Origin of the sequence: Acinetobacter tianfuensis, from assembly GCF_003611465.1 — a bacterium.
Classification (GTDB): domain Bacteria; phylum Pseudomonadota; class Gammaproteobacteria; order Pseudomonadales; family Moraxellaceae; genus Acinetobacter; species Acinetobacter tianfuensis.
Genome location: NZ_RAXV01000024.1, coordinates 34543 through 59163 on the forward strand (window position 1 = coordinate 34543; position 24621 = coordinate 59163).

25 protein-coding genes and 1 pseudogene are annotated in these 24621 nt (G+C 42.5%); 8 read left to right on the forward strand and 18 right to left on the reverse strand.

Features of this window, described 5'->3' with window-relative positions; translation table 11 throughout:
- Positions 1 to 49: 49 nt before the first annotated feature.
- The 5 genes from D7V32_RS11320 to rsfS all read left to right on the forward strand — a co-directional run bounded on the left by D7V32_RS11320 (position 50) and on the right by rsfS (position 5949).
- On the forward strand, positions 50 to 2860 hold the full coding sequence (locus tag D7V32_RS11320) for a GacS-like sensor histidine kinase (RefSeq protein WP_120402984.1): 2811 nt from the start codon (positions 50 to 52) through the stop codon (positions 2858 to 2860).
- Between the two features lie 91 nt (positions 2861 to 2951).
- Positions 2952 to 3740, forward strand: coding sequence for a crotonase/enoyl-CoA hydratase family protein (locus tag D7V32_RS11325; RefSeq protein ID WP_120402985.1), 789 nt, complete (start codon positions 2952 to 2954; stop codon positions 3738 to 3740).
- Positions 3741 to 3776: 36 nt separating this feature from the next.
- Positions 3777 to 4646: an NAD(P)-dependent oxidoreductase gene (locus tag D7V32_RS11330; protein WP_120402986.1), complete on the forward strand. Its 870-nt coding sequence runs from the start codon at positions 3777 to 3779 to the stop codon at positions 4644 to 4646.
- A gap of 33 nt (positions 4647 to 4679) precedes the next feature.
- On the forward strand, positions 4680 to 5468 hold the full coding sequence (locus D7V32_RS11335; protein WP_120402987.1) for a hydroxypyruvate isomerase family protein: 789 nt from the start codon (positions 4680 to 4682) through the stop codon (positions 5466 to 5468).
- Positions 5469 to 5550: 82 nt separating this feature from the next.
- On the forward strand, positions 5551 to 5949 hold the full coding sequence (rsfS, locus tag D7V32_RS11340; RefSeq protein WP_120402988.1) for a ribosome silencing factor: 399 nt from the start codon (positions 5551 to 5553) through the stop codon (positions 5947 to 5949).
- A 56-nt stretch (positions 5950 to 6005) separates the two neighbouring features.
- Here the strand turns inward: rsfS and D7V32_RS11345 are convergent, their stop codons facing one another.
- From D7V32_RS11345 to D7V32_RS11365, 4 genes are all read right to left on the reverse strand, one after another.
- The gene (locus D7V32_RS11345; RefSeq protein ID WP_120402989.1) at positions 6006 to 6257 is read right to left on the reverse strand and encodes a hypothetical protein; all 252 of its coding nucleotides are present in this window, start codon (positions 6255 to 6257) and stop codon (positions 6006 to 6008) included.
- Positions 6258 to 6535: 278 nt separating this feature from the next.
- A complete protein-coding gene (locus tag D7V32_RS11355; RefSeq protein ID WP_120402991.1) occupies positions 6536 to 7981 on the reverse strand; it encodes an NAD(P)(+) transhydrogenase (Re/Si-specific) subunit beta in 1446 nt (481 codons plus the stop codon).
- Between the two features lie 3 nt (positions 7982 to 7984).
- Entirely contained in the window at positions 7985 to 8308 is a 324-nt protein-coding gene (locus tag D7V32_RS11360) for a proton-translocating transhydrogenase family protein (protein WP_120402992.1), read from the reverse strand.
- 11 nt (positions 8309 to 8319) lie between these two features.
- Positions 8320 to 9447: a Re/Si-specific NAD(P)(+) transhydrogenase subunit alpha gene (locus D7V32_RS11365; protein WP_120402993.1), complete on the reverse strand. Its 1128-nt coding sequence runs from the start codon at positions 9445 to 9447 to the stop codon at positions 8320 to 8322.
- An 882-nt stretch (positions 9448 to 10329) separates the two neighbouring features.
- On the opposite strand from D7V32_RS11365, the gene D7V32_RS11370 reads away from it, so the two are divergent.
- Both D7V32_RS11370 and D7V32_RS11375 read left to right on the forward strand, forming a co-directional pair.
- Positions 10330 to 11256 (forward strand): DMT family transporter, encoded by a 927-nt coding sequence (locus D7V32_RS11370; RefSeq protein WP_120402994.1) that lies wholly within the window; start codon positions 10330 to 10332, stop codon positions 11254 to 11256.
- A 149-nt stretch (positions 11257 to 11405) separates the two neighbouring features.
- Positions 11406 to 12596 carry an MFS transporter gene (locus D7V32_RS11375; protein ID WP_120402995.1) on the forward strand — a complete coding sequence of 397 codons (1191 nt, stop codon included), beginning with the start codon at positions 11406 to 11408 and terminating at the stop codon, positions 12594 to 12596.
- 25 nt (positions 12597 to 12621) lie between these two features.
- On the opposite strand, the gene D7V32_RS11380 is transcribed toward D7V32_RS11375, so the two are convergent.
- From D7V32_RS11380 to D7V32_RS11440, 13 genes are all read right to left on the reverse strand, one after another.
- Positions 12622 to 13260: a hypothetical protein gene (locus D7V32_RS11380; RefSeq protein ID WP_120402996.1), complete on the reverse strand. Its 639-nt coding sequence runs from the start codon at positions 13258 to 13260 to the stop codon at positions 12622 to 12624.
- A gap of 235 nt (positions 13261 to 13495) precedes the next feature.
- Complete coding sequence (locus D7V32_RS11385; protein ID WP_120402997.1) at positions 13496 to 13915, reverse strand: hypothetical protein; 420 nt, start codon at positions 13913 to 13915, stop codon at positions 13496 to 13498.
- A 637-nt stretch (positions 13916 to 14552) separates the two neighbouring features.
- Positions 14553 to 14897 (reverse strand): restriction endonuclease subunit S domain-containing protein, encoded by a 345-nt coding sequence (locus tag D7V32_RS17615; RefSeq protein ID WP_004723194.1) that lies wholly within the window; start codon positions 14895 to 14897, stop codon positions 14553 to 14555.
- A gap of 29 nt (positions 14898 to 14926) precedes the next feature.
- Positions 14927 to 16000, reverse strand: a complete 1074-nt coding sequence (locus tag D7V32_RS11395) for an ArsO family NAD(P)H-dependent flavin-containing monooxygenase (RefSeq protein WP_004644575.1) — start codon at positions 15998 to 16000, stop codon at positions 14927 to 14929.
- Between the two features lie 101 nt (positions 16001 to 16101).
- A complete protein-coding gene (trxB, locus tag D7V32_RS11400) occupies positions 16102 to 17055 on the reverse strand; it encodes a thioredoxin-disulfide reductase (RefSeq protein ID WP_110975201.1) in 954 nt (317 codons plus the stop codon).
- Positions 17056 to 17072: 17 nt separating this feature from the next.
- Positions 17073 to 17777 carry an arsenical resistance protein ArsH gene (gene arsH, locus D7V32_RS11405; protein ID WP_120402998.1) on the reverse strand — a complete coding sequence of 235 codons (705 nt, stop codon included), beginning with the start codon at positions 17775 to 17777 and terminating at the stop codon, positions 17073 to 17075.
- 5 nt (positions 17778 to 17782) lie between these two features.
- Positions 17783 to 18826 carry an ACR3 family arsenite efflux transporter gene (arsB, locus tag D7V32_RS11410; RefSeq protein WP_120402999.1) on the reverse strand — a complete coding sequence of 348 codons (1044 nt, stop codon included), beginning with the start codon at positions 18824 to 18826 and terminating at the stop codon, positions 17783 to 17785.
- A 7-nt stretch (positions 18827 to 18833) separates the two neighbouring features.
- Positions 18834 to 19307 (reverse strand): arsenate reductase ArsC, encoded by a 474-nt coding sequence (locus D7V32_RS11415; RefSeq protein ID WP_120403000.1) that lies wholly within the window; start codon positions 19305 to 19307, stop codon positions 18834 to 18836.
- A 6-nt stretch (positions 19308 to 19313) separates the two neighbouring features.
- Positions 19314 to 19634, reverse strand: a complete 321-nt coding sequence (locus D7V32_RS11420) for a metalloregulator ArsR/SmtB family transcription factor (RefSeq protein WP_087550549.1) — start codon at positions 19632 to 19634, stop codon at positions 19314 to 19316.
- 58 nt (positions 19635 to 19692) lie between these two features.
- On the reverse strand, positions 19693 to 20127 hold the full coding sequence (arsC, locus tag D7V32_RS11425) for an arsenate reductase (glutaredoxin) (RefSeq protein ID WP_087550548.1): 435 nt from the start codon (positions 20125 to 20127) through the stop codon (positions 19693 to 19695).
- A gap of 167 nt (positions 20128 to 20294) precedes the next feature.
- On the reverse strand, positions 20295 to 22124 hold the full coding sequence (feoB, locus tag D7V32_RS11430; RefSeq protein ID WP_120403001.1) for a ferrous iron transporter B: 1830 nt from the start codon (positions 22122 to 22124) through the stop codon (positions 20295 to 20297).
- Entirely contained in the window at positions 22114 to 22368 is a 255-nt protein-coding gene (locus tag D7V32_RS11435; RefSeq protein ID WP_086178442.1) for a FeoA family protein, read from the reverse strand. Before D7V32_RS11435 ends, feoB begins: the two co-directional genes overlap by 11 nt.
- 10 nt (positions 22369 to 22378) lie before the next feature.
- Positions 22379 to 23674 (reverse strand): cation transporter, encoded by a 1296-nt coding sequence (locus D7V32_RS11440; RefSeq protein WP_086178443.1) that lies wholly within the window; start codon positions 23672 to 23674, stop codon positions 22379 to 22381.
- Positions 23675 to 23760: 86 nt separating this feature from the next.
- Between D7V32_RS11440 and cadR the strand changes: the two genes are divergently transcribed.
- Complete coding sequence (gene cadR / locus D7V32_RS11445) at positions 23761 to 24153, forward strand: Cd(II)/Pb(II)-responsive transcriptional regulator (protein WP_005312186.1); 393 nt, start codon at positions 23761 to 23763, stop codon at positions 24151 to 24153.
- A 117-nt stretch (positions 24154 to 24270) separates the two neighbouring features.
- Here the strand turns inward: cadR and D7V32_RS11450 are convergent.
- Positions 24271 to 24621: pseudogene (locus tag D7V32_RS11450) on the reverse strand (hydrolase or metal-binding protein); the annotation flags it as partial.

The window sequence follows — 24621 nt, forward strand, 5'->3', positions numbered from 1 at the left end:
AAATAAAGCATGCTAATATGCTGAGCATAAGGAATAAACTGCTTAAACCATGTCAAATATCAGCAAAAAGCTTTTTAAACGCCTGCACTTAAATCATGCTTATGGACAGCTGATCGCACTCATTTTCGTGCCGATTACAATTTTGGCATGTGTAGGCGCAATGCTGGTAATTACAGAAACCTCCAATGCCGCTAAGGCGCAGCAGCGGCAAATGGCCATTGCGATTTTAACCCGCTTCCAGCCGACAGCGGAAGGCGCGCTCAACTTACTCTCGCAGTACCCATGGCAGTTTGATCAAGCGCGCAATTCTTTGCAGAATATGCTGAGCGAAAAATACATACTCAGAGCGGCCATTTTAGACTCCAAGGGCCAAAATAAAATCAGCATCGGCTATCAGGACACAGATCCTTGGCCGGCATTAAAAGCCGCCAAGAACACTTATATTGGCCCCATTAAATTTAATCAAAACAATGTATATGCTACGCAAATCAGTGACAACATCAATACACCTTATTGGCTGATCATTGAGCTGGATAACCAGCCGCTGGAAATTGCCCACTATCGGGTCTTAATTGTGTTGATTGCAACTGGCTTGCTGACGTTACTGCTGCTTTTGCTCTGCCTGAATTTCTATTCGCGGCGCTGGATTGCGCCGATGTATGAAATCCGCATGCAGCTGCAGCGCTTAAATGCAGACACACTCGATCAGCATATGGTCATTAATAGTACTGGCGAGCTGCGCCTGCTGCAGCGCGATATTGCCAATGTCGTGAAACGCCTGCATTTCAGCTTTTTAGAGCTGCGCGAACATACTGAACAAACTGAAGATGACCTGCGCCGCACACTCGATACTTTAGAAGTGCAAAACATCACCTACCGTCAGGCGCGTGACCAAGCCATTCATGCCAATCAATCTAAATCGGTATTTTTAGCCAATATTTCACATGAATTACGCACACCGCTAAATAGTATTGACGGTTTTATTCATCTGCTGCTGCGCCAAGGCAACTTGAGCAATGAACAGAATCTCTATTTGCAGACGATCCGCAAATCATCTGCACACTTGCTTGCGCTGATTAATGATGTTTTGGACTTTTCAAAAATTGATGCAGGAAAGCTCGAACTGGAAACAGCGCCATTTGATCTTGAAGAAGCTGTCTTTGATGTCATGGACATGCTGTCGCCGCTGGCTGCGCAGAAACATATTGATATGACTTTCTACTATGCAGATAACGTCCCTGTGCATGTCATTGGCGATGCCTTGCGTTTTAAACAGGTCTTAACCAATCTTATTTCAAATGCAATTAAATTCACCCCGGACGGTGAAATCATTGTCCGTGTGCGTATGGAACATGATGATATCGGGCAATGCCTGCTGCATTTCAGTGTACAGGACAGCGGCATCGGATTAAGCGGCACAGACCGTAAAAAACTCTTTGAATCCTTCTCACAGGGTGACGCCTCAGTGACCCGCCAATTTGGCGGCACAGGACTGGGTTTGGCAATTTCCAAGCAGCTGGTCAATCTGATGCACGGCCACATTGGCTTTGAAGACAATCAAGAACGCGCTCCGACTGAAAAAGGCTCAACTTTCTGGTTTACTGCGATGTTTGCCGTTAATGAAGATGAAGAAGTCATTCAGCCGCAATACAGCGAGTTAAAAGTTGTCTCGTATTTGGCGCACCCTGCTACAGCCAATGTGCTGCGCACCTACTTAGAAAACTATGCAGTGCAGCATATTGAAGCGCAATCTATTTTAGATTTGTTCAGCCGTCTGAACCAGCTGAAAACCGCTGAAAATACTTGGCTCATTATTGACCATAGCGGCGATACTGAAGCAATGCTGAAAGAAATCCGCTCTCGCTATACAGGCAATTTAGCCATCTACGGCTATCAAATGCAGCTTGATCCAAACATGCTGAATGAATACCGCGCGCAGCCGCTGCATCAGCCGCTCAGCCGCAGCGCTTTAGTGCATTTGCTGAATAACGATATGCAATATCATGAAGAAACCCATGAAGACTTTAATGGCCAAGGCCTGCATATCTTAGCCGTCGATGACCATTTGCCGAATTTGATTGTCCTAGAAGCCCTTCTCTCTGAGCTGAATGTCACTACAACTAAAGCGCTCAGCGGACAAGAAGCGATCGACATCATTGAATCCCGGTATACACAAGGCCTGAAAGCCTTTGATCTAGTATTTATGGATATTCAAATGCCGGTGATGTCAGGTATAGATACGACCCGCGCTATCCGCTCACTTGAGTCGACTTTTGAAGACCATAAACGCTTGCCGATTATCGCTTTAACCGCACATGCGCTATCTGATGAAAAACAAAAACTGCTCCAAGGCGGTATGGATGACTATGTCACCAAACCAATTCAAATTGAACAAATCATCCAAATTTTAACGCATTGGACGACCGAGAATTTTAAGAAACTGCCGACTGTTGAACGTACCGCTGCTATAGAGTCTTTAGATTCCAATATTTTAGACTGGCAGCAGTCGCTGCAGCTGGCGGCCAATAAAGAAGACTTGGCGCTGGATTTGCTCAAAATGCTGACCGACAGTTTTGCCGCGGAATTAAATGAAATTGAACAGCTGATTGAACTTGAAGACTTCCCTCAATTAGAACATGTCTTGCACCGCTTATACGGCGCAACCCGTTACGTTGGCACACCAAGCCTGCAAGAAGTGACTGGCAGTTTTGAACAGTTTGTTTCCACATTGCGAAAAGAACGCCGTAAAGCCGATGACAGCTTTGTGCAAGAAGTGCTGAAACGCTTTGATGAAATGAAAGCCATTATTCAGCAAGTTGAACTGGCTGCGCAGCATGTTTTGGCGCAGCACAGCAGCTAAGCCTTTTCTGACAAAACCGTGACTGCGCTGTCATCCTTGTAAAAGCGCCGCATGCTATGCTCCAAGCAAGGAAAATAAAAGAGTTATTAACATGGCACTGGTAAAATTTGAAAAAAATAACGGCATTGCAACGGTCACGCTTAACCGTCCGGACAAACGCAATGCTATGAGCTTTGCGCTGCTGAAAGAACTGGTCAGCACCGCCAATAAAATTAAAAAAGACCGCTCAATCCGCTGTGTCATTTTAACTGGTGAAGCGCAAGTATTCAGTGCAGGCATTGACTTAGCAGACCTCAACAATCCTAAAAACACCGCTTATGCAGCATGGGAGCTGATCCGCCCGGGACAAAGCCTGTTTCAAAAAGCTTTTTTAATTTGGCAAGAGCTGCCTGTCCCTGTGATTGCAGCGATTGAAGGCTTTTGTTTTGGCGCTGGCATGCAGCTTGCGCTGGCGGCAGATATCCGTATTGCCCATCCAGCAGCGAAAATGTCCATTATGGAAAGCCGCTGGGGCCTCGTGCCGGACATGGGCCTTAGCCGCTCATTAAAAGGCATCATCGGCCTAGATCTGGCAAAAGAGCTGACCTTGACTGCCCGTATTTTTGACGCCGAATATGCAAAAAGTGTGGGCTTGGTTACACACTTGACAGATTCGCCTCTAGCTCAGGCACAAAGCCTTGCAGAAGAAATGCTGGGACGCTCTCCAGATGCGCTGATGGCCGCAAAACGTGTACTGGATGCCATGGAGCATCAGCCTAAAAAATCTTTACGCCTAGAAAAAATTTGGCAGCTCAAACTGCTGCTTGGCAAAAACAGCAAATTGGCGCGTAAAAAAGACAAAAACCCAGAGGTTCAGTTTTTGCCGCGCCAATTCCGCTAAGCTAAGCACAACACAAGCATTGGAGTGAATACAGCGATGAGCTTTGACCGACATACAAAAATAGCTTTCTTAGGTATGGGCCTGATGGGCAGCCGCATGGCGTCCCGCCTGATCCAAGCCGGTTTTGAAGTCGCAGTCTGGAACCGTACCGCCAATGCTTGTACGCCATTGCTCGAAATGGGCGCTCAGCCTTTACAGTTAGATCAGATTGGCCAATATCCTGCTGTACTGCTCTGCCTAGCAGATGATGCTGCCGTGCAGGCCGTTTTTGAAAAAATTCAGCCTCATTTACAAGCGGGCCAAGTGCTGGCAGATTTTTCCAGCCTCTCTGTGGGACAGACAAAAAAGCTGGCTCAGGCCGCTGCAGAACACAAAGCATATTGGATTGACTGCCCTGTTTCTGGCGGCACTGCTGGCGCTGAACAAGGATCTTTGGTTATTTTTGCAGGCGGAAATGCGGCCGCGATTGAACAGCTGCATCCCATTTACAATGTGCTGTCGCAGCGTGTCACCCGCATGGGTGAAACAGGAGCAGGTCAAGCGACTAAAATCTGCAATCAGCTGATTGTGGCAGCCAACAGCACATTAATTGCGGAAGCGGTCGCATTGGCAGACCAAGCAGGCGTAGACACGGCTTTGCTGGCGCCAGCGCTTGCCGGCGGTTTTGCAGACTCTAAGCCCTTTCAAATATTAAGTCCGCGTATGGCTGCGCATAGCTTTGAACCCGTGCAATGGAAAGTACAAACCCTTTCAAAAGATTTGAATAATGCTGTGCAGCTGGCGGCTTCATTGCAGCTGAACATTCCAGTTGCGCAAAAAGCCCTGAGCCAGCTTCAGGCGCATCAGAACAATGGCTTTGCTGAAGCAGACCTTTCTACAGTTATTCAGCACGTTGAAAAACGTTAAACTGTTATTGTCTTTGCGCTAAGGAGCATCCGCATGAATAAACTCGCTGTAAACCTTTCAATGATTTTTACAGAAGTACCGCTGATTGAACGCTTTGCACTTGCGCGTCAGCATGGTTTTGATCATGTGGAAATCCAATTTCCATACGAGCTCAGCATTGAGCAAATTCAAACCCAGCTGACTGTCTATGACTTAAGCCTCTGCCTGATTAATGTCCCTGCGGGTGATTTAATGTCTGGCGGCAATGGGCTGGCTGGCATACCGGGACAAGAAATTGAGTTTCACCGCGCGTTAGAGCAAGCAATTCAATATGCTTCTGCGCTGAATGTCCCCAGTGTCAATATTTTAGCAGGCAAACAGCCGATGGATGCCGATCTGCTGCCATGCCTAAAAACATTGGCCTCTAACTTAAGATTGGCTTGCAGCATGCTGTCAGGCCAAGGGATACAGCCTGTATTTGAAATGATTAATTGCGTAGATATGCCGCGCTTTCTTATTCAAAACATCGCTCAGGCGCAAGAAATGCTGGAAGCTGTAAATCACCCAGCCTTAAAAATGCAGTATGACTGCTACCATATGTCGATGATGGGGGAAGACATCTTAGAAACCCTGCAAGAAAATATTGACTATATTGGCCATATTCAATTTGCAGACACTCCCGGACGCCATGAACCAGATACAGGCAGCATGAACTATGCGCTGATCTTCGATTGGATCAAACACAGCAGCTACATCGGCTTTATTGCCGCGGAGTACCGCCCTAAACTTCATTCACAAAATTCTTTTGCTTGGAAAGACAAATACTTTGCTTCTGCAAACTGAATTGTGCATACGGCTGATTTGAATTTCAGCACTAAAACCGCTATATTAGACGATGAATAATTGTCAGGAAAATATACACTCCATGAATTTAGAACCATCGCCCGGCGCTTCAAACTTTCAAGAATCTCCTGGAAGTTCTAAGAAAGACGTACAAGCTTGCCTTCAAGTCGTACGTGAAGCTCTCGAAGATGTAAAAGCGAAAGAAATTGTCGAAATTGATGTAAGCGCGATCAGCAATGTAGCCGATGCTATTGTTATTGCAAGCGGTTCATCTACACGTCATGTCAAATCTCTTGCTGATAATGTTGCTGAAGAAGCGCGCAAAGCTGGCTTCCGCCCGATTGGCGTTGAAGGCGAGCGCGATGCAGAGTGGATTTTAGTTGACCTTGGCTTTGTCGTTGTTCATGTAATGCTTCCTACAGCCCGCAAATTTTATGATCTAGAAACTTTATGGCGCACAACACCTGAATCGGTGGCTTAAAGCTGGATAGTAAAAAAGCGGTCTAATAAGACCGCTTTTTTTATTGCTTGCAATATTTACCAATCACGCTGTTCTAAACTGGTCAAAGCCCGCAGCATTTGACGCATAATATGACGGCGGCAGTGCTTCAAATCATCTGTTTCACAGACATCATTTAAAAAATGATTCAAGGCATACACCGGTTGGCTGCTGTAACGCTGTTCCCAAAGATTCAATGCATTTTCTAAAGCCGCGCTGCTGATATAAGGCTCTAAGCTGCTAGCAATTGCAAATCTGCGGTTCTCAATATTTAATCGTTCTGTACTCATAGCGCCCCTCTGCTCAAATGAATAAACATGTCTTTCACTACGGTTATAAACTGCTTATTACTTATAGTTTTGCAAGAAAAATGCCAACCATATAAAATATAGCAGCCATCTAGCTTTGCAGGTCAAACAAATAAGACAGCCTGCAAAAAATTGTCAGCTTACGACCAGTTTTAGAGAATTCTTGCTCGATATATAACAAAGTTTTGCAGCCAGCCAAAATGCAATTTTTTGCCATAAAAAAACCGCCCGAAGGCGGTTTCTCATCAAAAGCTTCAATCTTAGTGGCCTGTACCATTAATTGCTTTACTCATATCTTCAACTACTTTTTTCGCATCACCGAAGATCATCATGGTCTTGTCGTTATAGAACAAGTCATTGTCTAAACCGGCATAGCCTGTCGCCATAGAGCGCTTGATCACCATGATCGTACGCGCTTTATGCGCTTCAAGAATCGGCATACCGTAAATCGGTGAGCTAGGATCATCTTTAGCCGCTGGGTTAACCACGTCATTCGCGCCAATCACCAGTACAACATCAGTCGCAGGGAAATCAGAGTTGATTTCGTCCATTTCCAAAATGTCTTCATACGGTACATCAGCTTCAGCTAATAATACGTTCATATGACCCGGCATACGGCCAGCTACAGGGTGAATCGCAAAGCGGACAGTTACGCCTTGTTCTTTCAATGTATTGGCAAGTTCTTTAACAGCATTTTGCGCACGGCCTTGCGCCATACCGTAACCCGGTACAATCACAACGCTGTCTGCATTTGACATTAAGAAACCAGCATCATCTGCAGAACCTGAACGGTGGTTACGCTGTACTTGTGCGCCGCCTCCAGCTGCTGGAGCTGCCGCTGCGCCCATTGTACCGCCAAACAATACATTGATAATTGAACGGTTCATTGCTTTACACATGATGTAAGACAAAATCGCGCCCGAAGAACCTACCAATGAACCTGCAACAATCAGCATGTTGTTTTCGAGTGTGAAACCGATACCAGCCGCTGCCCAGCCTGAGAATGAGTTAAGCAGTGATACGACAACCGGCATATCGCCGCCGCCCACAGGCGCAATCCATACCCAGCCGAATACCAGCGCAAGACCTGTCATTGCCCAGAAAGATGTCATGTTGCCCGTCAGGAAGAAATAAATACCTGCAGCAAGCATTGCAATGAAAATCAGCGCTTGCAGCGGTTTTACCCATGCGCCAGAAATCGTTTTAGCCCATTTTTTCGCAGCCAGTTTGCCATAAGCAAAAACGGATGCTGTAAATGTGATTGCACCGACAAAACAGCCAACAAATAATTCAAACAAATGAACTTTGCTCATAGCGTGGAAGCTGATATTGTTCGCAGTTAAAGCTTCAGCGCCAATTTCCAATAGCTTGTTGTTATGCAGAATCGCCGCGACCGCAATTAAAACCGCAGCCAAACCCACAAGTGAGTGCATTAACGCTACAGTTTCAGGCATTTGCGTCATTGGAACAGTTTTAGCGCGGGCAATACCCACAACCGCACCTGCCGCCATCGCGCCGACAATCATCCAGATCACTGGATTTTCTGCTACAAAGAATGTTGTCAATACAGCAATTGCCATTGCAATCATACCGTAGCGGTTACCTTGAATTGCAGTTTTGGGACCAGACAAACCGCGCAGCGTCATAATAAAGAGGACTGCACCAATCAGGTAGAACCAGTCCGCATTGTCACGAATAAATTCCATCTCTTAGCCCTCTTTTTTCTTTTGCTTAGGCTTGAACATTTCAAGCATGCGCGCAGTAACCGCGAAGCCGCCAAAAATGTTAATGCTTGCAAGGAATACCGCAACTGCGCCTAAAACGCTGATCACATTAATGCTTTGGAAAGCCGCCATGCCGTCTGCGCCAATTGCCGGCAGACCGACAGTCTGAATCATCGCACCAACAATAATGATCGAAGATAAAGCATTGGTTACTGCCATTAACGGCGTGTGCAAAGCTGGCGTTACACCCCAAACAACGTAGTAACCTACGAAAATTGCGAGGACGAAAATCGTAATCGTTTCAACCATGATAAGTCTCCTTAGCCGCGCTTCAACAGCACTTGACCGCTGTGAGTGACCAATAGGGCTTTTTGAATTTCTTCTTCTGGATTAATTGCGAAGTTTTTCTCAGCATCAAATAATGTGTCTAAGAAATTCAAAACATTTCGTGCATACAGTGCAGAAGCTTCAGTCGATACTGTCGCTGGAATATTTGGAATACCGAGGATTTTTACACCATTGGCAGTCACAACATTTTCACCGCATACTGAACCTTCAACGTTGCCGCCAGTTTCTACAGCCATGTCTAAAATGACTGAACCTGGTTTCATTTTCGCAACAGTTTCAGCTTTGATCAGGCGCGGCGCGTCACGGCCTGGAAGCAATGCTGTCGTAATCACGATATCTGCATTCGATACCGCTTTATCGACAATGATCGCTTGATCACGGATGTAGTCTTCACCCGGCATCCAGCCATAGCCATTTTTAGCAGCATCAGCAGCTTTTTGCTGTTCTTCTGGCGACATCGGCACATCAAGCCATTTACCGCCTAAAGACTCGACTTGGTCTTTCGCCGTTGGGCGTAAATCCGTTGCTTCAACCACTGCGCCAAGACGTTTTGCCGTTGCAATCGCTTGCAGGCCAGCAACACCGACACCCATGATCACAACACGCGCAGGTTTTACGGTACCTGCTGCAGTCATCAGCATTGGGAACATGCGCTGATATTCTGCCGCAGCCAACAATACAGATTTATAGCCTGACAAGTTGGCTTGTGAAGACAGCACGTCCATGTTTTGCGCACGTGATAAAGTACGCGGCAATAGTTCCAGCGCAAATGCAGACACTTGCTGTGCAGCAAATTGGTCCAACTCTGGATTGCGGTGTGGGTCAAACATTGCGATGACTGCTGTATTCGGCGCTAGCTTTTGAATTTCGTCACCCTTAGGGGCACGTACTTTCAAAACGATTTGGCTGCCCGTATAGGCATCATCTGTAATTTTGGCACCAACCTGTTCATAGGCGCTATCGATGTAAGCAGCGTTCACACCTGCTCCGCGTTCAATAACCACATTATGACCAGCGCTGATCAACTTCTTTACTGTCTCTGGCGTCGCAGCGACGCGATTTTCACCGACGACAGTTTCGGCTGGAATTCCGATCTGCATGAGCGTTCCTCAAGCTAATTTTTCTTAAGTAAACACCGCTTAAAGCGATGCTTCCCCTCAGGATGTTTTTTGTAGAATTTTTGGATTCTAATTGAACTTTTTTAAATTACCACCCAATATTTATTTAATAAATACCCATATTTTGAACTGATGATTCATAAAAAATATGATGCCATCTAGGTGTTATTCGTTTTTATTTTTAATGGTATGAATCTTTTTTATACGACAATTCACTTGAGGAGCTGCCAATTTAACTCATTTACATCTTAATTAAGACTCAATTGATCTTAGTGACAGTTTCTATCTGCCCAAAATCCATTCTCTGATTGCTTTTTCGGCCTATAATCTTGTGTTATTTCAGTGCATTTAAACGCTTAAAACTTCTCAGTTGGCATTTCTGACAAAATAATAAAAATTAGCTTTAGACTAAATTGACCTAAAATTTAAAGACTTGTGTTTTTTCAGCCAATGCTCTTAGCGGCTCCCGAACATAGAAATGACTGCTTTTTGCTCAAAATAAAACTCACATTTTATTGCGACTTTCGTCCTATTTGATGCAAATTATTTTTAAATTTTTTTTTAAGCATATTTTGCACCATGATAGACATAGCAATCATTTTTCAATTATGAAACAATTGGCACCACATTGGTGCATATATCTATTGAATTGACAGCATCAGCGTATATTTTGATGGCTGCTGACGATAATCTGCCGCTTGCCATACAGCAGCGCTCAGACTTTGTTTTGTTTTTTATGTGATTTGCATAAATCATAGGCAGTAAAAAACCTCCTCATCTAAAACTAGATTCATTTTTTGAGTTTCATATCAAGCGCTAGACTTCCTATAATAGGCTTGCCCTTTTATATATGCAGGGAGCTTCATGCCCGCCCTCCAGCTTAACCGCAGTCAAATTGGCGCTTTATGCGCAGTTTTTGCCGCCTTTTTATTCAGCACCAAAGCCATTTTTATTAAGCAAGCTTATGCGCTTTCCCCTGCTGTAGATGCAACAGTATTAATGGCGCTTCGGATGGGCTGCGCTTTGCCTTTTTTTCTGCTCATCAGCTGGTTTACCCGCAAGTCATATGCAGAGATCAAAACATCAGACTGGGTTTTGCTGATCATTTCGGGCCTACTGGGCTATTATTTGGCAAGCTGGCTGGATTTTTTAGGCCTGATGTATATCAGTGCCTCTCTTGAACGGATTATTTTATTTTTATATCCAACTTTAACGGTGCTTGCCTCCAGCATCATTTATAAGCAGCCGCTGAGCTTAAAAACCATCTGCGCGATTATACTCAGTTACGGCGGCACCATTATTGTCATGCTGCAAGAACAGAGCGGGACTGCACATGACAGTAATTTTTGGCTAGGTGCAAGTTTGGTTTTTGCCAGCGCTATTGCTTTTGCGGCTTACTTATTGATGACACCTAAACTGATGCACAAATTCGGTTCTTGGCATTTTAATGGTTTGGCGCTCAGTATTGCCTGTATTGGGACACTTGTGCATTTCTTTATTGCTATTCCTGCGCCGCTGCAGCTGCTGCAGTCTTTGCCTGCCGGTGTATTTGGCTATGGTTTAGCGATTGGTTTTTTTGTCACAGTATTGCCTACCCTTTTACTCATGCAAAGCATCCTGCGCTTAGGGCCTGGCCGTTCCGCCATGATTGCATCTATCGGCCCAATTTTAACCATTTTACTTGCCGTTGCTTTTTTAGGTGAACAGTTAAATGCCGTACAATGGTTTGGCTGTGCGTTGAATATTGCGGGCGTACTCATGATTAGTTTAAATAAAACCGCAGCCAAATGAACAGGGTAAGAGAGTACAGCCGCCATAGTACTGCAGCTTTACTCTCAAAGAAGCAATATGATGACGGTTGAGCCGTCTTCGAAAATATTTTATTCACTTGCCTGTATTTCACAGCCCTACACCACCCAACGCCAAGCAGCATCAATATTATGAACAGCACGTTAGATATCAGCCAAAACCGCATGCTTCTATGGCTCATGGCAATTGCCTGCGGGTTATGTGCAGGCGCGAACTACTATTGCCAGCCGCTGATTTACTCTATTCAGCAAAGCTTTAATGTACCGCTGTCACAAGTGGCGCTGACGGTTACTTTTGCGCAAATTTCTTATGCTTTAGGACTGCTGTTTATTGTGCCGATGGGCGATATTGTCAACAAAACTAAATTCATTCCGCTGCTGATGATTGGTGCAGCCATTGGCCTAGGCATTTGCGCTTTTGCGGTCAATCTGCCAATGCTGTGGATTGGAACCATTATTGCTGGACTCTTTTCAGTTGCAGCGCAAGTTCTGATTCCGCTGGTCACGCTTTCAGTACATCCAGATAAAACTGGCGAGGCTGTCGGATTTCTTATGAGCGGGCTGCTGGTCGGCATTTTGCTCTCAACCAGCTTGTCTGGTTTATTTTCAAACCTATGGCACTGGAATGTCATTTATATCTTCAGTTCAGTCCTCATGCTGATTTTAGCAGTGCTGCTCAAACACCATTTGCCGAAGGTCAGTATCCGCCATATCAGTTACGGTGAAGTCTTTGCTTCAATGGGACAGCTGCTGCTAAAAGAGCGCCGCTTAGTTTTCCGCTCTATTATTGGCGGCTGTGTTTTTGCGGCCATGAGTATTTTATTTTCAACAATTGCTATGCTGCTTACCGCCCCGCCGTTCTCCTTACCTGACGTTTGGGTTGGCGCACTTACTCTTGTCGGTGTATTTGGCGCGCTTTCTGCACAGTGGACAGGCAAACTTGCAGACCGAGGCTATAACCCGCTGCTGACATGGACCGGCTGCGGCATTTTAACCTTCAGCTGGCTGCTGCTGTATTGGGGCGGGCATTCTCTCATCAGCTACACTTTTGGCTATGCATTGATTAGCCTTGGACTCGCAATAGTGCACAGCTGCAATCAGAATATTATTTTCAAACTGAATGCCGAGGCCCGTTCACGCATTAATTCAATTTATATGACCATGTATTTTATTGGCGGAGCCTGCGGTTCAGCCTTAGGTGTATATGCATGGCATCATGGCGGCTGGCCTGCTGCCTGCATGGCTGGCGCAGCTTTGGTGCTGGTTGCCTCAGCATTTGTTGTGGTTGATCAGCGTTACCGCGCAGCTCAAGCCGCCGTTTAATCTAAAAGGCAGGCTCACAATCATATCAACAGACCTGTACAACAGGATAAAAAGGCTTGCCTAAATCCAGCGTACTGGCATTTTCCAGCAGCAGCAGGATCATAACTGGCACTAAAGCGTCCAAAACACGGCAGCAATCCTGCATATATTTACGGTTCACGGCGCTGCCGCAACTCATCCCGCCTTGCATCAGCTGAATATGCAAGGTATTTAAGCGTTTAAACAGCAGTATTAACATCGCGGAAGTATCCTGCTGCTGCATAGCTAAACGCTGCAATTCCATATCTTGAGCCAGCTCCGCCTTAAACTGTTCTATCGAAATTTTAGCATTTTGATAATCCCAAAATCCTTGATAAAGCGCATGCCGCTGAAGCAGCATCTGTACAGGCTGGCAGAATTTCCCCCATAAAACTTGGCCAAGCTTTCCTTCCGCATCTTTTTGACACAGCATCTGTAAAAACTGCGGCAAGCATTCTTCATTCGGCTTCGTACCCTGTGCATATAATGCATTGAATGCAATCCATAAACTCATGTACTGCAAATCAGGTGTTTCATTTAAATCATATGCTTTCTTAAGCCAGCTGAGTCCGCGCATCATACGCAAATTAAATGCCTCTGAGTTTTCAGCCTTTTTTATCTTAAAAATTTCTTCAAGCATCAACATATTTATGAATCCTTTTTTCTTTTTCTGGATTTTTATGAGCCAAGCTGAACACTCACTTTGCGCAATATTCACGGCTCAAACAAGATACTGCTCAATTGACTTTGATGATAATTTTTTCTAGCGGCATGCTTGGCAAGCAATAAAACAGCACCGCGATTTTTCTGTTAAACAGCAACCTTGATGCTGATCATATTTACCATGCATACAAAAATCGGTACGCCCCCTCTTTATTCTGTTACTGCCGATTTTTTTCAGTTTCTAAAGTTAATAATTTATGGCTTTCAAGCAAATCATTTTCATCAAAAATAAATTCATAAGACATCTTTTCTCCATTAAATACAGTTTCTGCAGGTGTGCCAATCAGCTCCCACAAGCCGACTGTAGCTACATCTGCTGCCCCATGCCAAAATGCGCGGCCAATTTTACTGGCAGTCGAATACCCCTGTATAAAAGTATATATTTCATAGCGCTTGCCATTTTTAAATTCCGACGTCACAGGCGCGCCAAACTCTGCAATAACAAGACTTCTAGATACCCCCTGCTGAATCATTGCCGTATTTTTCTTTGTCGGCTGCTTGCTGGCCATGACTACAGCACAGCCTGAGGTGGAACTTAAGCTCAATACCAATCCTATGGCCCCAATAATTTTGTACATATCGTTCCTTTATTTTCTAAGCAGATGATCTAATTTTTTTAGTTCTTAGCAAAATAATCATAATCTTTCTTTTATAGTGATGCATTCACTATATGCGCTTTATTTCCTTTTTGATCATTTATTTAAATAAATTTTCAAACAATGCCCGCATTCACTGCATTTAAAATAAGAGCGTATTGCATCTGCAGCTCTGTACAATTCCGCACGAAATCCGCCTATTTTATGATAGTATGGCGCCCTATTTTGAAAGGGCATCTCCAGCCATTTCAATACACTCCCAAATTCAATTTGATCCCCTATTGTCCATTGCATTGTTTTCGAGGCATCATTTTTAATGACGAATCTTCATACCATTGAAAATAAACTCCACCCCCGCATTTCTGTTGCCCCGATGATGGATTGGACAACAAGATAAAATAATCCTTTAATTTACAGCAACTTAAAATAAAAAAATTAAGTTAAGGTGTAAATTTGGAGTAAACTTTATTTTTATGTATCAAAACATAAATCTTCAATATTTTCACTCCCCAATAGATTATTCACAGTTACAAGAGCTGTATCAGATAGTGTTTGAGTAGCTAACACAGCTAGCCTCGTCATTGGGCGAGAAATGGAAACATAAAAAAGATTACGTGCTCTATAAAAAACCTTTCGTATTTGCTTTAGTCAATTTTTTAGTCTCAAGTAACTCTAAAAGCTGTGGCCACTTATAGTGATTCCAGCCACCACCTAAGACCACTAATACATTCTCAAACTCAGCCCCCTTTACACTATGCTGCGTTGCAAAAGGAGTCTGTTTTTCAATAAACCTTGTAACCTCGATAACTTCCTTATATTCGATTTCTCTTAATTTATTATAACGTTGTAGTGTTGAAGACCATTCCTCTTTAGGTGTATCTATAAATGAAAGAAGCTCCTCCTCCCTTCTAATTATTCGATCTGGTGGTAATGGCCGTTTTGTAGTCTTTAAATGATCTATCACTTGACCAATAGTTCCTTCAGTCCTTAACTTTAGTAATTGATCCTAGCCAAATAAGCAGCTATTTGATCTACAGTTGCTCTTGCTGTTCTAGAAACCCCAATGAGTGTTGCGGATGCCATGCCTGTCCATTCCCCATAGCCAACCAACCAAAGGTTATTTATTTTTACTGAGCGCCCATCATTCACAGTAACTGTCTGATCAGGCTCTACCACATCAAGACTTCTTAAGTGAGTCAATGAAGCTTTGAACCCTGTACACCAAATCACAGCATCTACTGCTTGTCTTGTACCATCAGCCCAAACAACGGAATGCTCCTCAAATGAGGTAAAAGGCTCTCTACTATGTAGTACGCCACGTTCGCGGGCCTCTTTGACACTGTCTATCATGACAATATCACCCAGACCACCAACGGGTTGATCAATCACACGACCTTCCTGTTGGGCTTTTAAACGTTCAGTTGCCCGAAGAAATAAAACACGCCCATCAACATCATCCGATAAAAATTGAGGTGGTGTTACTGTGACCCAAGTGGTATCTGCAACTTTTGAGACTTCGGCAAGAATTTGTGCCCCTGAGTTACCACCACCAACTACAATCACTTTCTTGTTGATAAAAGGCTCTGGATTTACATAATGTGCTGAATGCGTTTGTAATCCTTCAAATCGTTCATATCCTTCATAATGGGGAATATAAGGCTGACTCCATGTCCCAGTAGCACTGACCACCGCTTTAGCTCGCCAATATTGATCGCCAGCATACACATCTAAATAGCCATCTTTTTGTTCTATATGGTCGACATGAATTGGTCGAATAATTGGAAATTGATATCGTTGCTCGTATGCTGACAAGTAGCCAATCACTTCATTTCGCGTTGGGTAAGTCTGCTCAGTTGTGGGCATCATCCAACCTGACAATGAACTCCAAGTATTTGGAGAAAAAAGACGAAGAGATTCCCAAGCATGTGACCATGCACCACCTGCCTGAGATTGGTCATCTAAAATAATAAATGGAATTTTCTTACGTTTGAGGAAATAAGCTGTGGCAAGGGCTGCCTGACCACCACCAATAATGATTACATCGACTTCAGTTTGTAATTGAGTCAAAGCTTCTCTCCTATTATTTATAGTCATAATCAAAATAACGCCCAGTCTACTCAACAGACTGGGCGTATTTTATAAAATTTTCAAGCGTTTAAATGAGCCTTTCAATTGCTCAATTGATCAAGATACTTTTCGGCATCCAAAGCTGCCATACAGCCTGAGCCTGCCGAAGTAATTGCTTGGCGATAAATGCTGTCCGCAACGTCACCCGCAGCAAATACCCCTGCCACAGAAGTTGCTGTTGCATTGCCTGAAGTACCACTTTGTACTTGAATGTAGCCATCACGTAGGTTGAGTTGGCCGTCAAACATACCTGTATTCGGTTTGTGACCAATAGCAACAAATAAGCCCTGAACTTCAATATCTTGTATGCTTTCGTCCAAAGTTGACTTCAAGCGAACTGAAGTAACACCAGTATTATCACCTAAGACTTCATCAACTTGATTGTTCCAAAGAATACTAATTTTGCCTTCTTTTTCTTTGGCAAAAAGATGATCTTGTAGAATTTTCTCTGAACGTAAACTGTCTCTACGGTGAACTAAGGTGACATGTTCAGCGATATTTGAAAGATAAAGTGCTTCTTCAACTGCTGTGTTACCACCACCCACGACCATGACTTTTTGATTCTTATAAAAGAAACCATCACAAGTTGCACATGCGCTGACACCTTGACCCATGAATTTAGCTTCAGATTCAAGACCCAAGTATTGTGCTGTCGCACCTGTTGCAATAATCAGTGCATCACAAGTAAAGTCTTCCATGTCGCCTTTTAGCACAAATGGACGGACGCTTAAATCAACTTCATTGATGTGGTCATACACAATCTCTGTACCAAAGCGTTCAGCATGGGCTTGCATTCTTTCCATAAGTGCAGGACCAGTTAAACCTTCTGGGTCGCCCGGCCAGTTATCTACCTCAGTGGTCGTTGTTAATTGACCACCAAGTTGTATACCCGCTATCAATGTAGGTTTTAAGTTTGCACGTGCTGCATACACAGCAGCACTATAACCCGCAGGCCCTGAACCTAAGATCACTAATTTAGAATGTCTCTTTTGCATTTCTGATCACCTAAAGTTTATAAGCTACGTTGATTGACACGCTTAGATAATTCTTCTGCCGACTCTTTTCGCTCTGAATAACGGTCCGTGAGGTACTGACTCTGCCCACGAGTGAGCAAGGTGAACTTATATAGTTCTTCCATGACATCGACAATTCGATCATAGAAGGATGAAGGTTTCATCCTGCCATCTTCTTCAAACTCTAAAAAAGCTTTGGGAATAGACGATTGGTTTGGAATGGTGATCATCCGCATCCAACGGCCTAAAATACGCATCTGGTTTAGGCTGTTAAAGGACTGCGAACCACCACTGACCTGCATCAAAGCTAAGGTCTTACCTTGCGTTGCACGAATTGCACCGCCTGCCAATGGTATCCAGTCAATTTGCGATTTGAAAATTGAACTCATGGAGCCATGACGCTCAGGCGAGCACCACACCATTCCTTCTGCCCAAGCGAGTAAATCATGCAACTCTTTAACCTTTGGATGTTCAGTGTCCGCATCTTCAGGTAAAGGCAGCCCTTTAGGATGAAAGATTTTTACTTCGGCACCAAAGTGCTCCAAGATACGTCCTGCTTCCATTACGGCCAAACGGCTGTATGAACGCTCACGGTTAGAGCCATAGAGCAGCAAAATACGTGGTGGATGATCCAACTCTTTAGCTTGTACCTTTTCTAAAGTCGGTTGATCCAAAAGATTCATATCTACATTTGGGAGAGTCATAGAAATTACACCTCTGCTTTAAAAAACTTTTTTCTGAGCCACAAAGACACACTGACTAAAGCAATCAACACTGGTACTTCAACCAATGGGCCGATTACCGTGGTAAACGCCACAGGTGAAGCTAAACCAAAAGTTGCAATCGCTACAGCAAGTGCCAATTCAAAGTTGTTTCCAGCCGCAGTAAAAGAGATTGCTGCTGTCTTCGGATAATCATTGCCCATCCATTTGCTCATAAAGAAGCTAATAAAGAACATCAAGACAAAGTAAATTGTTAAAGGAATCGCAATTCGTAAAACATCCATTGGCAGGCTTACAACATCACCACCTTTTAGGCTAAACATAGCCAAAATCGTGAACAGCAAAGCAATCAAACTTAGAGGACTGATTTTCGGAATAAACTTGGTTTGATACCACTCCACGCCTTTTTGTTTCACCAAAATTAAGCGCGTCAAGAAACCAAATAAAAACGGAATACCGAGATAAACCAAAACAGCATGGGTAATAGTCCAGAAATCAACATTGATCACTTGTCCTGCAACGCCAAAATAAGGCGGTAGAAAGGTCAGGAATAGCCAAGCATAAGTACTAAAGAACAAAATCTGAAAAATACTGTTAAAAGCGACCAGTGCTGCGACATATTGGTTATCACCACAGGCCAAACCATTCCAGACCAGAACCATCGCAATACATCGTGCTAAGCCAATCAGGATTACGCCTGTCATGTATTCGGGATAACTCTGCAAAAATATGATTGCCAATGCAAACATGAGCACGGGAGCGATCAGCCAGTTTTGTACTAAGGATAAAGTCAGTGTTTTCTTATCCTTAAATACTTGCGGTAACGTCGCATAGTCCACTTTTGCCAGTGGCGGATACATCATGAGAATAAGACCAATCGCAATAGGAATATTGACTGAATCCACACTCATTTTATCCAAAGCGACAGAGGCTTGCGGAAAGAACACGCCTATCGCAATCCCCAACGCCATAGCAATAAAAATCCATAGCGTGAGGTTACGATCTAAAAAGGATAATCTTTGTTGAGCCATGATGTTCTCATTCAATATGCGAAATTTGATTGATTGCAGCAATCAAATCTGGGCGAGGCATATGCGCTGTATCGAGTGCCAATAAAGCGTCTAAGCGACGGTTGATATGATCAACAGTGACTTGGAATGCTTTGAGCTTTTCTTCTTTAGGTAAATCCAAATGTGAAGGATCAGCCAAACCCCAATGTGCTTTGATTGCACCACCTAAATACAGTGGACATGCTTCTTGTGCTGCCGAATCACAGACGGTAATCACAACGTCAGGTTGGTATTGTTCGCAGTCATCAATGGTTTTACTCCACAAACCATCTGTTGAAAGACCTAGATTTTCTAAAGTTTCTATGGTCAATGGATGTACTTGCCCTGATGGCTTACTACCTGCACTAAAGGCTTTCCAACCCTCTGGGGCACGACTATTAAACAGCACTTCTGACAGGATGCTACGGCAACTATTTCCAGTACACAAAAAAAGGAATTTCATGTTGTTCTACTCGCAATAACTATTGATTTGTTGAAATGATGGAGCAACTTTTGGCTGTAAATCAGCATTTTTAAGGGTGTTAAGTACTTCTACGCACCAAATGGGTAAATTGGGATTGAGACTGTAATAGACCCATTGCCCTTGGCGTCGATCTTGTAAAAGACCAGAAGAACGCAGTAAAGCTAAATGCCGTGAAATCTTGGGTTGGCTCAACTCTAGTTTTTCAGTCAAATCACAAACACACTGTTCATTATTTCCAAGAACCAACATGACGATATTGAATCGCGTTTCATCAGCTAAGCATTTAAAAAAATTGATTTGATCCATATTTTTTACTCACTCAAACATATGGATATATCAATATTCACATATATCCATGAAATTTTTATTTCAATCGCTGCCCATTTGCATCCAGTACTTGTTCACCATCTTCTTTAGTGAAAGCACCCTTTTGCGGGAGTGGCAGAATTTCTAAAACCAGTTCTGACGGACGACTTAAACGAGTTCCTAGTTCAGTCACCACGAATGGACGGTTAATCAAAATTGGATACTGAAGCATAAAGTTAAGCAATTGATCTTCAGTCCAATCCTCTTGATCAATTCCTAAATCTGTATATGGAGCAACATTTTTACGAATCGCTTCTCTCACCGTTAAACCCGCATCCGCAATCAGCTGAATAAGCTCACTTTTAGATGGAGGATTAACAAGATATTCAATAACTTCAGGTTCAATATTGGCATTACGAATTAATGCCAATGTATTACGTGACGTACCACATTCAGGATTGTGATAAATCTTAACGTTTGGAGTAGCAGACATTTGCTCAAACTCAACAGGATCTTTGAATATATTTATATACGAATAAACATATATATGCAATTCCAAATATACCCATTTTCATAATAAAACTTCTACTTCAAAATTCTAACTTTAATTATGAAGATACAAACAGCGATAATTTCACCGCTGTTCGATATTCAACTTAACTATATGCGGCTAGCAATCTGATACGTAACAAAAGAGAAGAAATATGCTAGTGAAAACAGATAGGTAGCCATAATAATTGGTTGTTTCCAACTACCTGTTTCACGCTTGATTGTTGCTAATGTTGCAAGACAATGAGGTGCAAAAACAAACCAAACCAAAAGTGATAAGCCTGTTGCAAGTCCCCATCCATCAGGCCCAGAAATTTGACTGAGCAGAGTTTGTGTGACTGTATCTTCATCCCCAGACATAGCGTAAATCACACCTAATGCAGCAATAATTACTTCACGGGCTGCCATTGCCGGAATGAGCGCAATACAAATTTCCCATGTAAAGCCGATTGGGGCAAAAATAGGGTGAATGATGTGCCCCAACTGCCCTGCTAGGCTGTAATTAATTGCAGGCATTGTGGCGTTATCTGGTGGCTGAGGGAATGTCACGAGTACCCATAACAAAATTGATAAAGCGACAATAATTCCACCAACTCGCTTTAAGAAAATTGTTGCTCTGTCATATAGGCCTAATGCCACATTTCTAATATCTGGTAAACGGTAAGTCGGCAATTCAAAAATAAAAATACTTTCAGTTTTATCTTTTCGAACTAACTTTAAAAATAAAGAAACCAATAGCGCAGATATGATTCCTGACATGTAAAGTCCGAACAGAACTAAACCTTGTAAGCTGAGCCACCCATAAACCAACTTATTAGGAATGAACGCGGCTATTAATAAAGCATATACAGGCAGTCGAGCAGAACATGTCATTAATGGCGCAATCATAATCGTTGCTAAACGATCTCGTTCAGAGCTAATACTTCTTGTTGCCATGACTCCGGGAATAGCACAAGCGAAACTGGAAAGTAATGGAATGAATGAACGACCGCTTAACCCTGCTTTAGACATAAGCTTGTCTAATAAGAAGGCTGCTCTTGGCAAATAACCCGATTCCTCTAAGATCAAAATAAAGAAGAAAAGGATAAGAATTTGAGGCATATAAGCTAGAACGCTGCCTGCACCCGCAATCACACCATCAACAATCAAACTTCTTAATAATGGATGCGAAATCAAGGGGCCAATTGCACCACTTAGCCAAGTAATTGAGTCTTCAATAAAAGCAATGAAAGGCTGTGCCCAAATAAAAACGGCCTGAAACATGACAAACATGGTCAGCGTCAAAATTAGTAGGCCAAAGACAGGATGTAAAAATATTTTGTCTAAAAATGCAGTTCGTTTATCACCACTGTCATTTTTTAAAATAACTTGCTTAGTAATGTATTTAATCTGATCAAAATGATTTAGCTCAGAATGATAAGGTGCAACAAATAGATTTTTTTGATCTAACTGCGTTAATAGCTCCTGAATCCCTTTTGTTTTCACAGCGACGGATTCAACAACAGGCACTCCTAAAAGTTTTGATAGTTTTGAGGTGTCAATTGAAATTCTACGTTTTTTTACTTCATCCATCATATTCAAGACAAGTAACATCGGTCTATTTAACGCTCTGACCTCTAGTACTAGGCTTAAATGAAGGTGAAGATTTGTAGCATCAACAACACAAACAAAAATGTCAGGTAATACTTCACCTTTTAGCTCACCGAAGCAAACAGCTCTTGTTACTTCTTCATCTAAGCTACTTGGTTTTAAACTATAAGTCCCCGGCAAATCCAATACTCGAACGGAATCTCCTGAAGGTAACTTAAAGAAACCCTTCTTACGTTCAACAGTCACACCCGCATAGTTTGCAACTTTTTGTCGAGTACCAGTAAGAGTGTTAAAAAGTGAGGTTTTACCACAATTGGGATTACCAATGAGTGCAATATTTTTAGTGTTCATTGATGATCTCTACAAAAACTCGTTCAGCTTCATTTTTTCTTAGGGCAAAGCGTGATGTTTCGATTTGAACTAAGATTGGATCGCCACCAAATAACCCCTTTTCAAGAACTTGTAGAGATTCCCCAACTCTAAAACCCAGTAACTCAAGTCTTTCAAGTACAGGGTCTTTGTTGGTGTATTGATCCCCTTTTTTGAGATCAACAATCTTTGCAAACTGATTTGGTTTCACTTGAAATAAGTTCATTATAAAAGTCCTACTTCAAGGCCAAAATCTTTCGAGCACCATTCAGCACGAATAAAGAAACAATAATTCCAATAATCAGGTCAGGGTAAGCTGAGCCTGTCCAAGCAACGAGTACTCCTGCGAGAATTACACCCATATTAACGATCACATCATTCGCTGAGAAAATCCAACTTGCCTTCATGTGAGCACCACCATCTTTGTGCCCAGATATGAGATATAAACAAGTGACATTCGCGGCAAGTGCAAAGAAGCCGATGATAATCATGAGATTAGATTCAGGTTCACTACCAAACATAAAACGTCTAACGACATCAACAATAACAATTACAGCTAGTAAGAGCTGAATCCAACCAGCGAAGTGAGCTGCTCTAACTTGATATTTTGCTGCTTTACCTACTGCATAAAGTGCAATGCCATAAACGGCAGCATCAGCAAACATATCCAGAGAGTCGGCGATTAATCCTGTGGAAGCGGCAATAATGCCACTAATAAACTCAATGACAAAAAGCACTGCGTTAATTGCGAGTAGTATTTTGAGAACTTTAGCTTGACTAGTTGGATCAGGACTGTCAGGTAAAACTCCTGTTGATTCAACAGTACTTTCGAGCTTCGCTCCAAAACCTAGACCCTCAAGTTTCGTTGTGATTTCTGAGATTCCATCGGTATGGAAAACCTGTAACTTTCTATTTGGAAGATCAAAAGCTAAAGCTTTGACCTCACTTAGTGGTGCTAAAGCCATTCGCACCATTTGTTCTTCTGCGGAACAATCCATTTTAGGTATGATATAGGTGCTGGTCTGCTTCGAGCTTTTGTTATCAATATAGGTTTCAGTTGAATTTAACTTTGCTCCAAAACCGAGTGCTTCAAGTTTTGAAGTAATTAAATTTGTATTGCCTTCATGCAAAACTTTTAGATTTCGATTTGGTAAGTCAAAAATTAAACTATTAACGCTTTCTAAAGAGGACAAAGACATTCTGACCATCTGTTCCTCTGCGGAACAATCCATTTTAGGAATGGTGTAATCGCTAATGAGAATTGCTTTGCCTATTTCTTTATGTATGTCTTGTTGCTGATTACTTGTATCTGTTCCACAGCATGATTTAGCCTTTGTTGAACAAGGCTGACTACCACCACAAGCATCTACAATGATCTGCTCTTTAGACTCGCTAGCAATACCTTTATCACAACAAGACTTTTTATTTGTTTCAGTTTTTAAATCTGTACCACTACAAGAATCAGTTTCAGATATATTTTGTTTGGGTTTAGTATCGTCACAAGAACTTTCATTACAACCGCAACCACTCATGGATGTACCTATAGTCATATTTTCACTTATTGCATATTAGAATCCCTATAGCTACTATAGAGTCAAGCTAGATTTGGTTGATTTCAATGTTTTTAAAAATAGGTGAGTTATCTGAGAAAACTTCTTGTTCAGTACTAACTATTAGATTCTATGAGAAGGAGGGTCTTATTCCTCAACCTGAAAGAACTGAGGGGAACTATAGAATGTACTCCGAAGCTTATATCGACCGATTAAAATTTATAGTTAATTGCCGCTCTCTAAATATGAATCTAAATGAAATCAAAAGATTGCTTTCTTATAAAGATTTACCTACCCAAAACTGTTCAGAAGTAAATGAATTAATTGACGCACATATTGTAGATGTACAAGAAAGTATCAAAAATCAGCAAAAACTAATTGAACAATTATTAGATATAAGAAAGACATGCGATGGTTCATGCACAGTTGATAGATGTGGTGTATTGAAAAATTTAGCTTGAATAAATACAAAGTTTAGACTTAATACGATAGCTCTATAAGCTATTGATACTAAATATGATAAAAAATAAATCGAGTGTATAACTCGTAAAGAATCTAATGATTCTTTACGATTAGCTTCAATTCACTGTCCTCACACTCCCCTGCAACCCTTGCTGAATATCCTGCACAAAACCATCCCCATGATTGAACTTTGCTTTAACCTTAGGTTTCGACTCAGGTTTCATTTGCTCAGATTCAACAAGTCCATCTGTATAAAACTCATCTACCAAATCCAAGCCTTCCTCCACATTCACCTCAAACTGCGAATTTACATAGCCCTGTAAAGCGGCCTGATCTAAGGCATGTTGATTAAAACCACACAACTTACTCTTCTGATCAATCTCCTTAGCTGTATGTATCGCGTCTTGCAAATGAATGCCTTCACGTAAAGTCAAATCCACGTAATAGACAGGGGTGCGATAACTTTG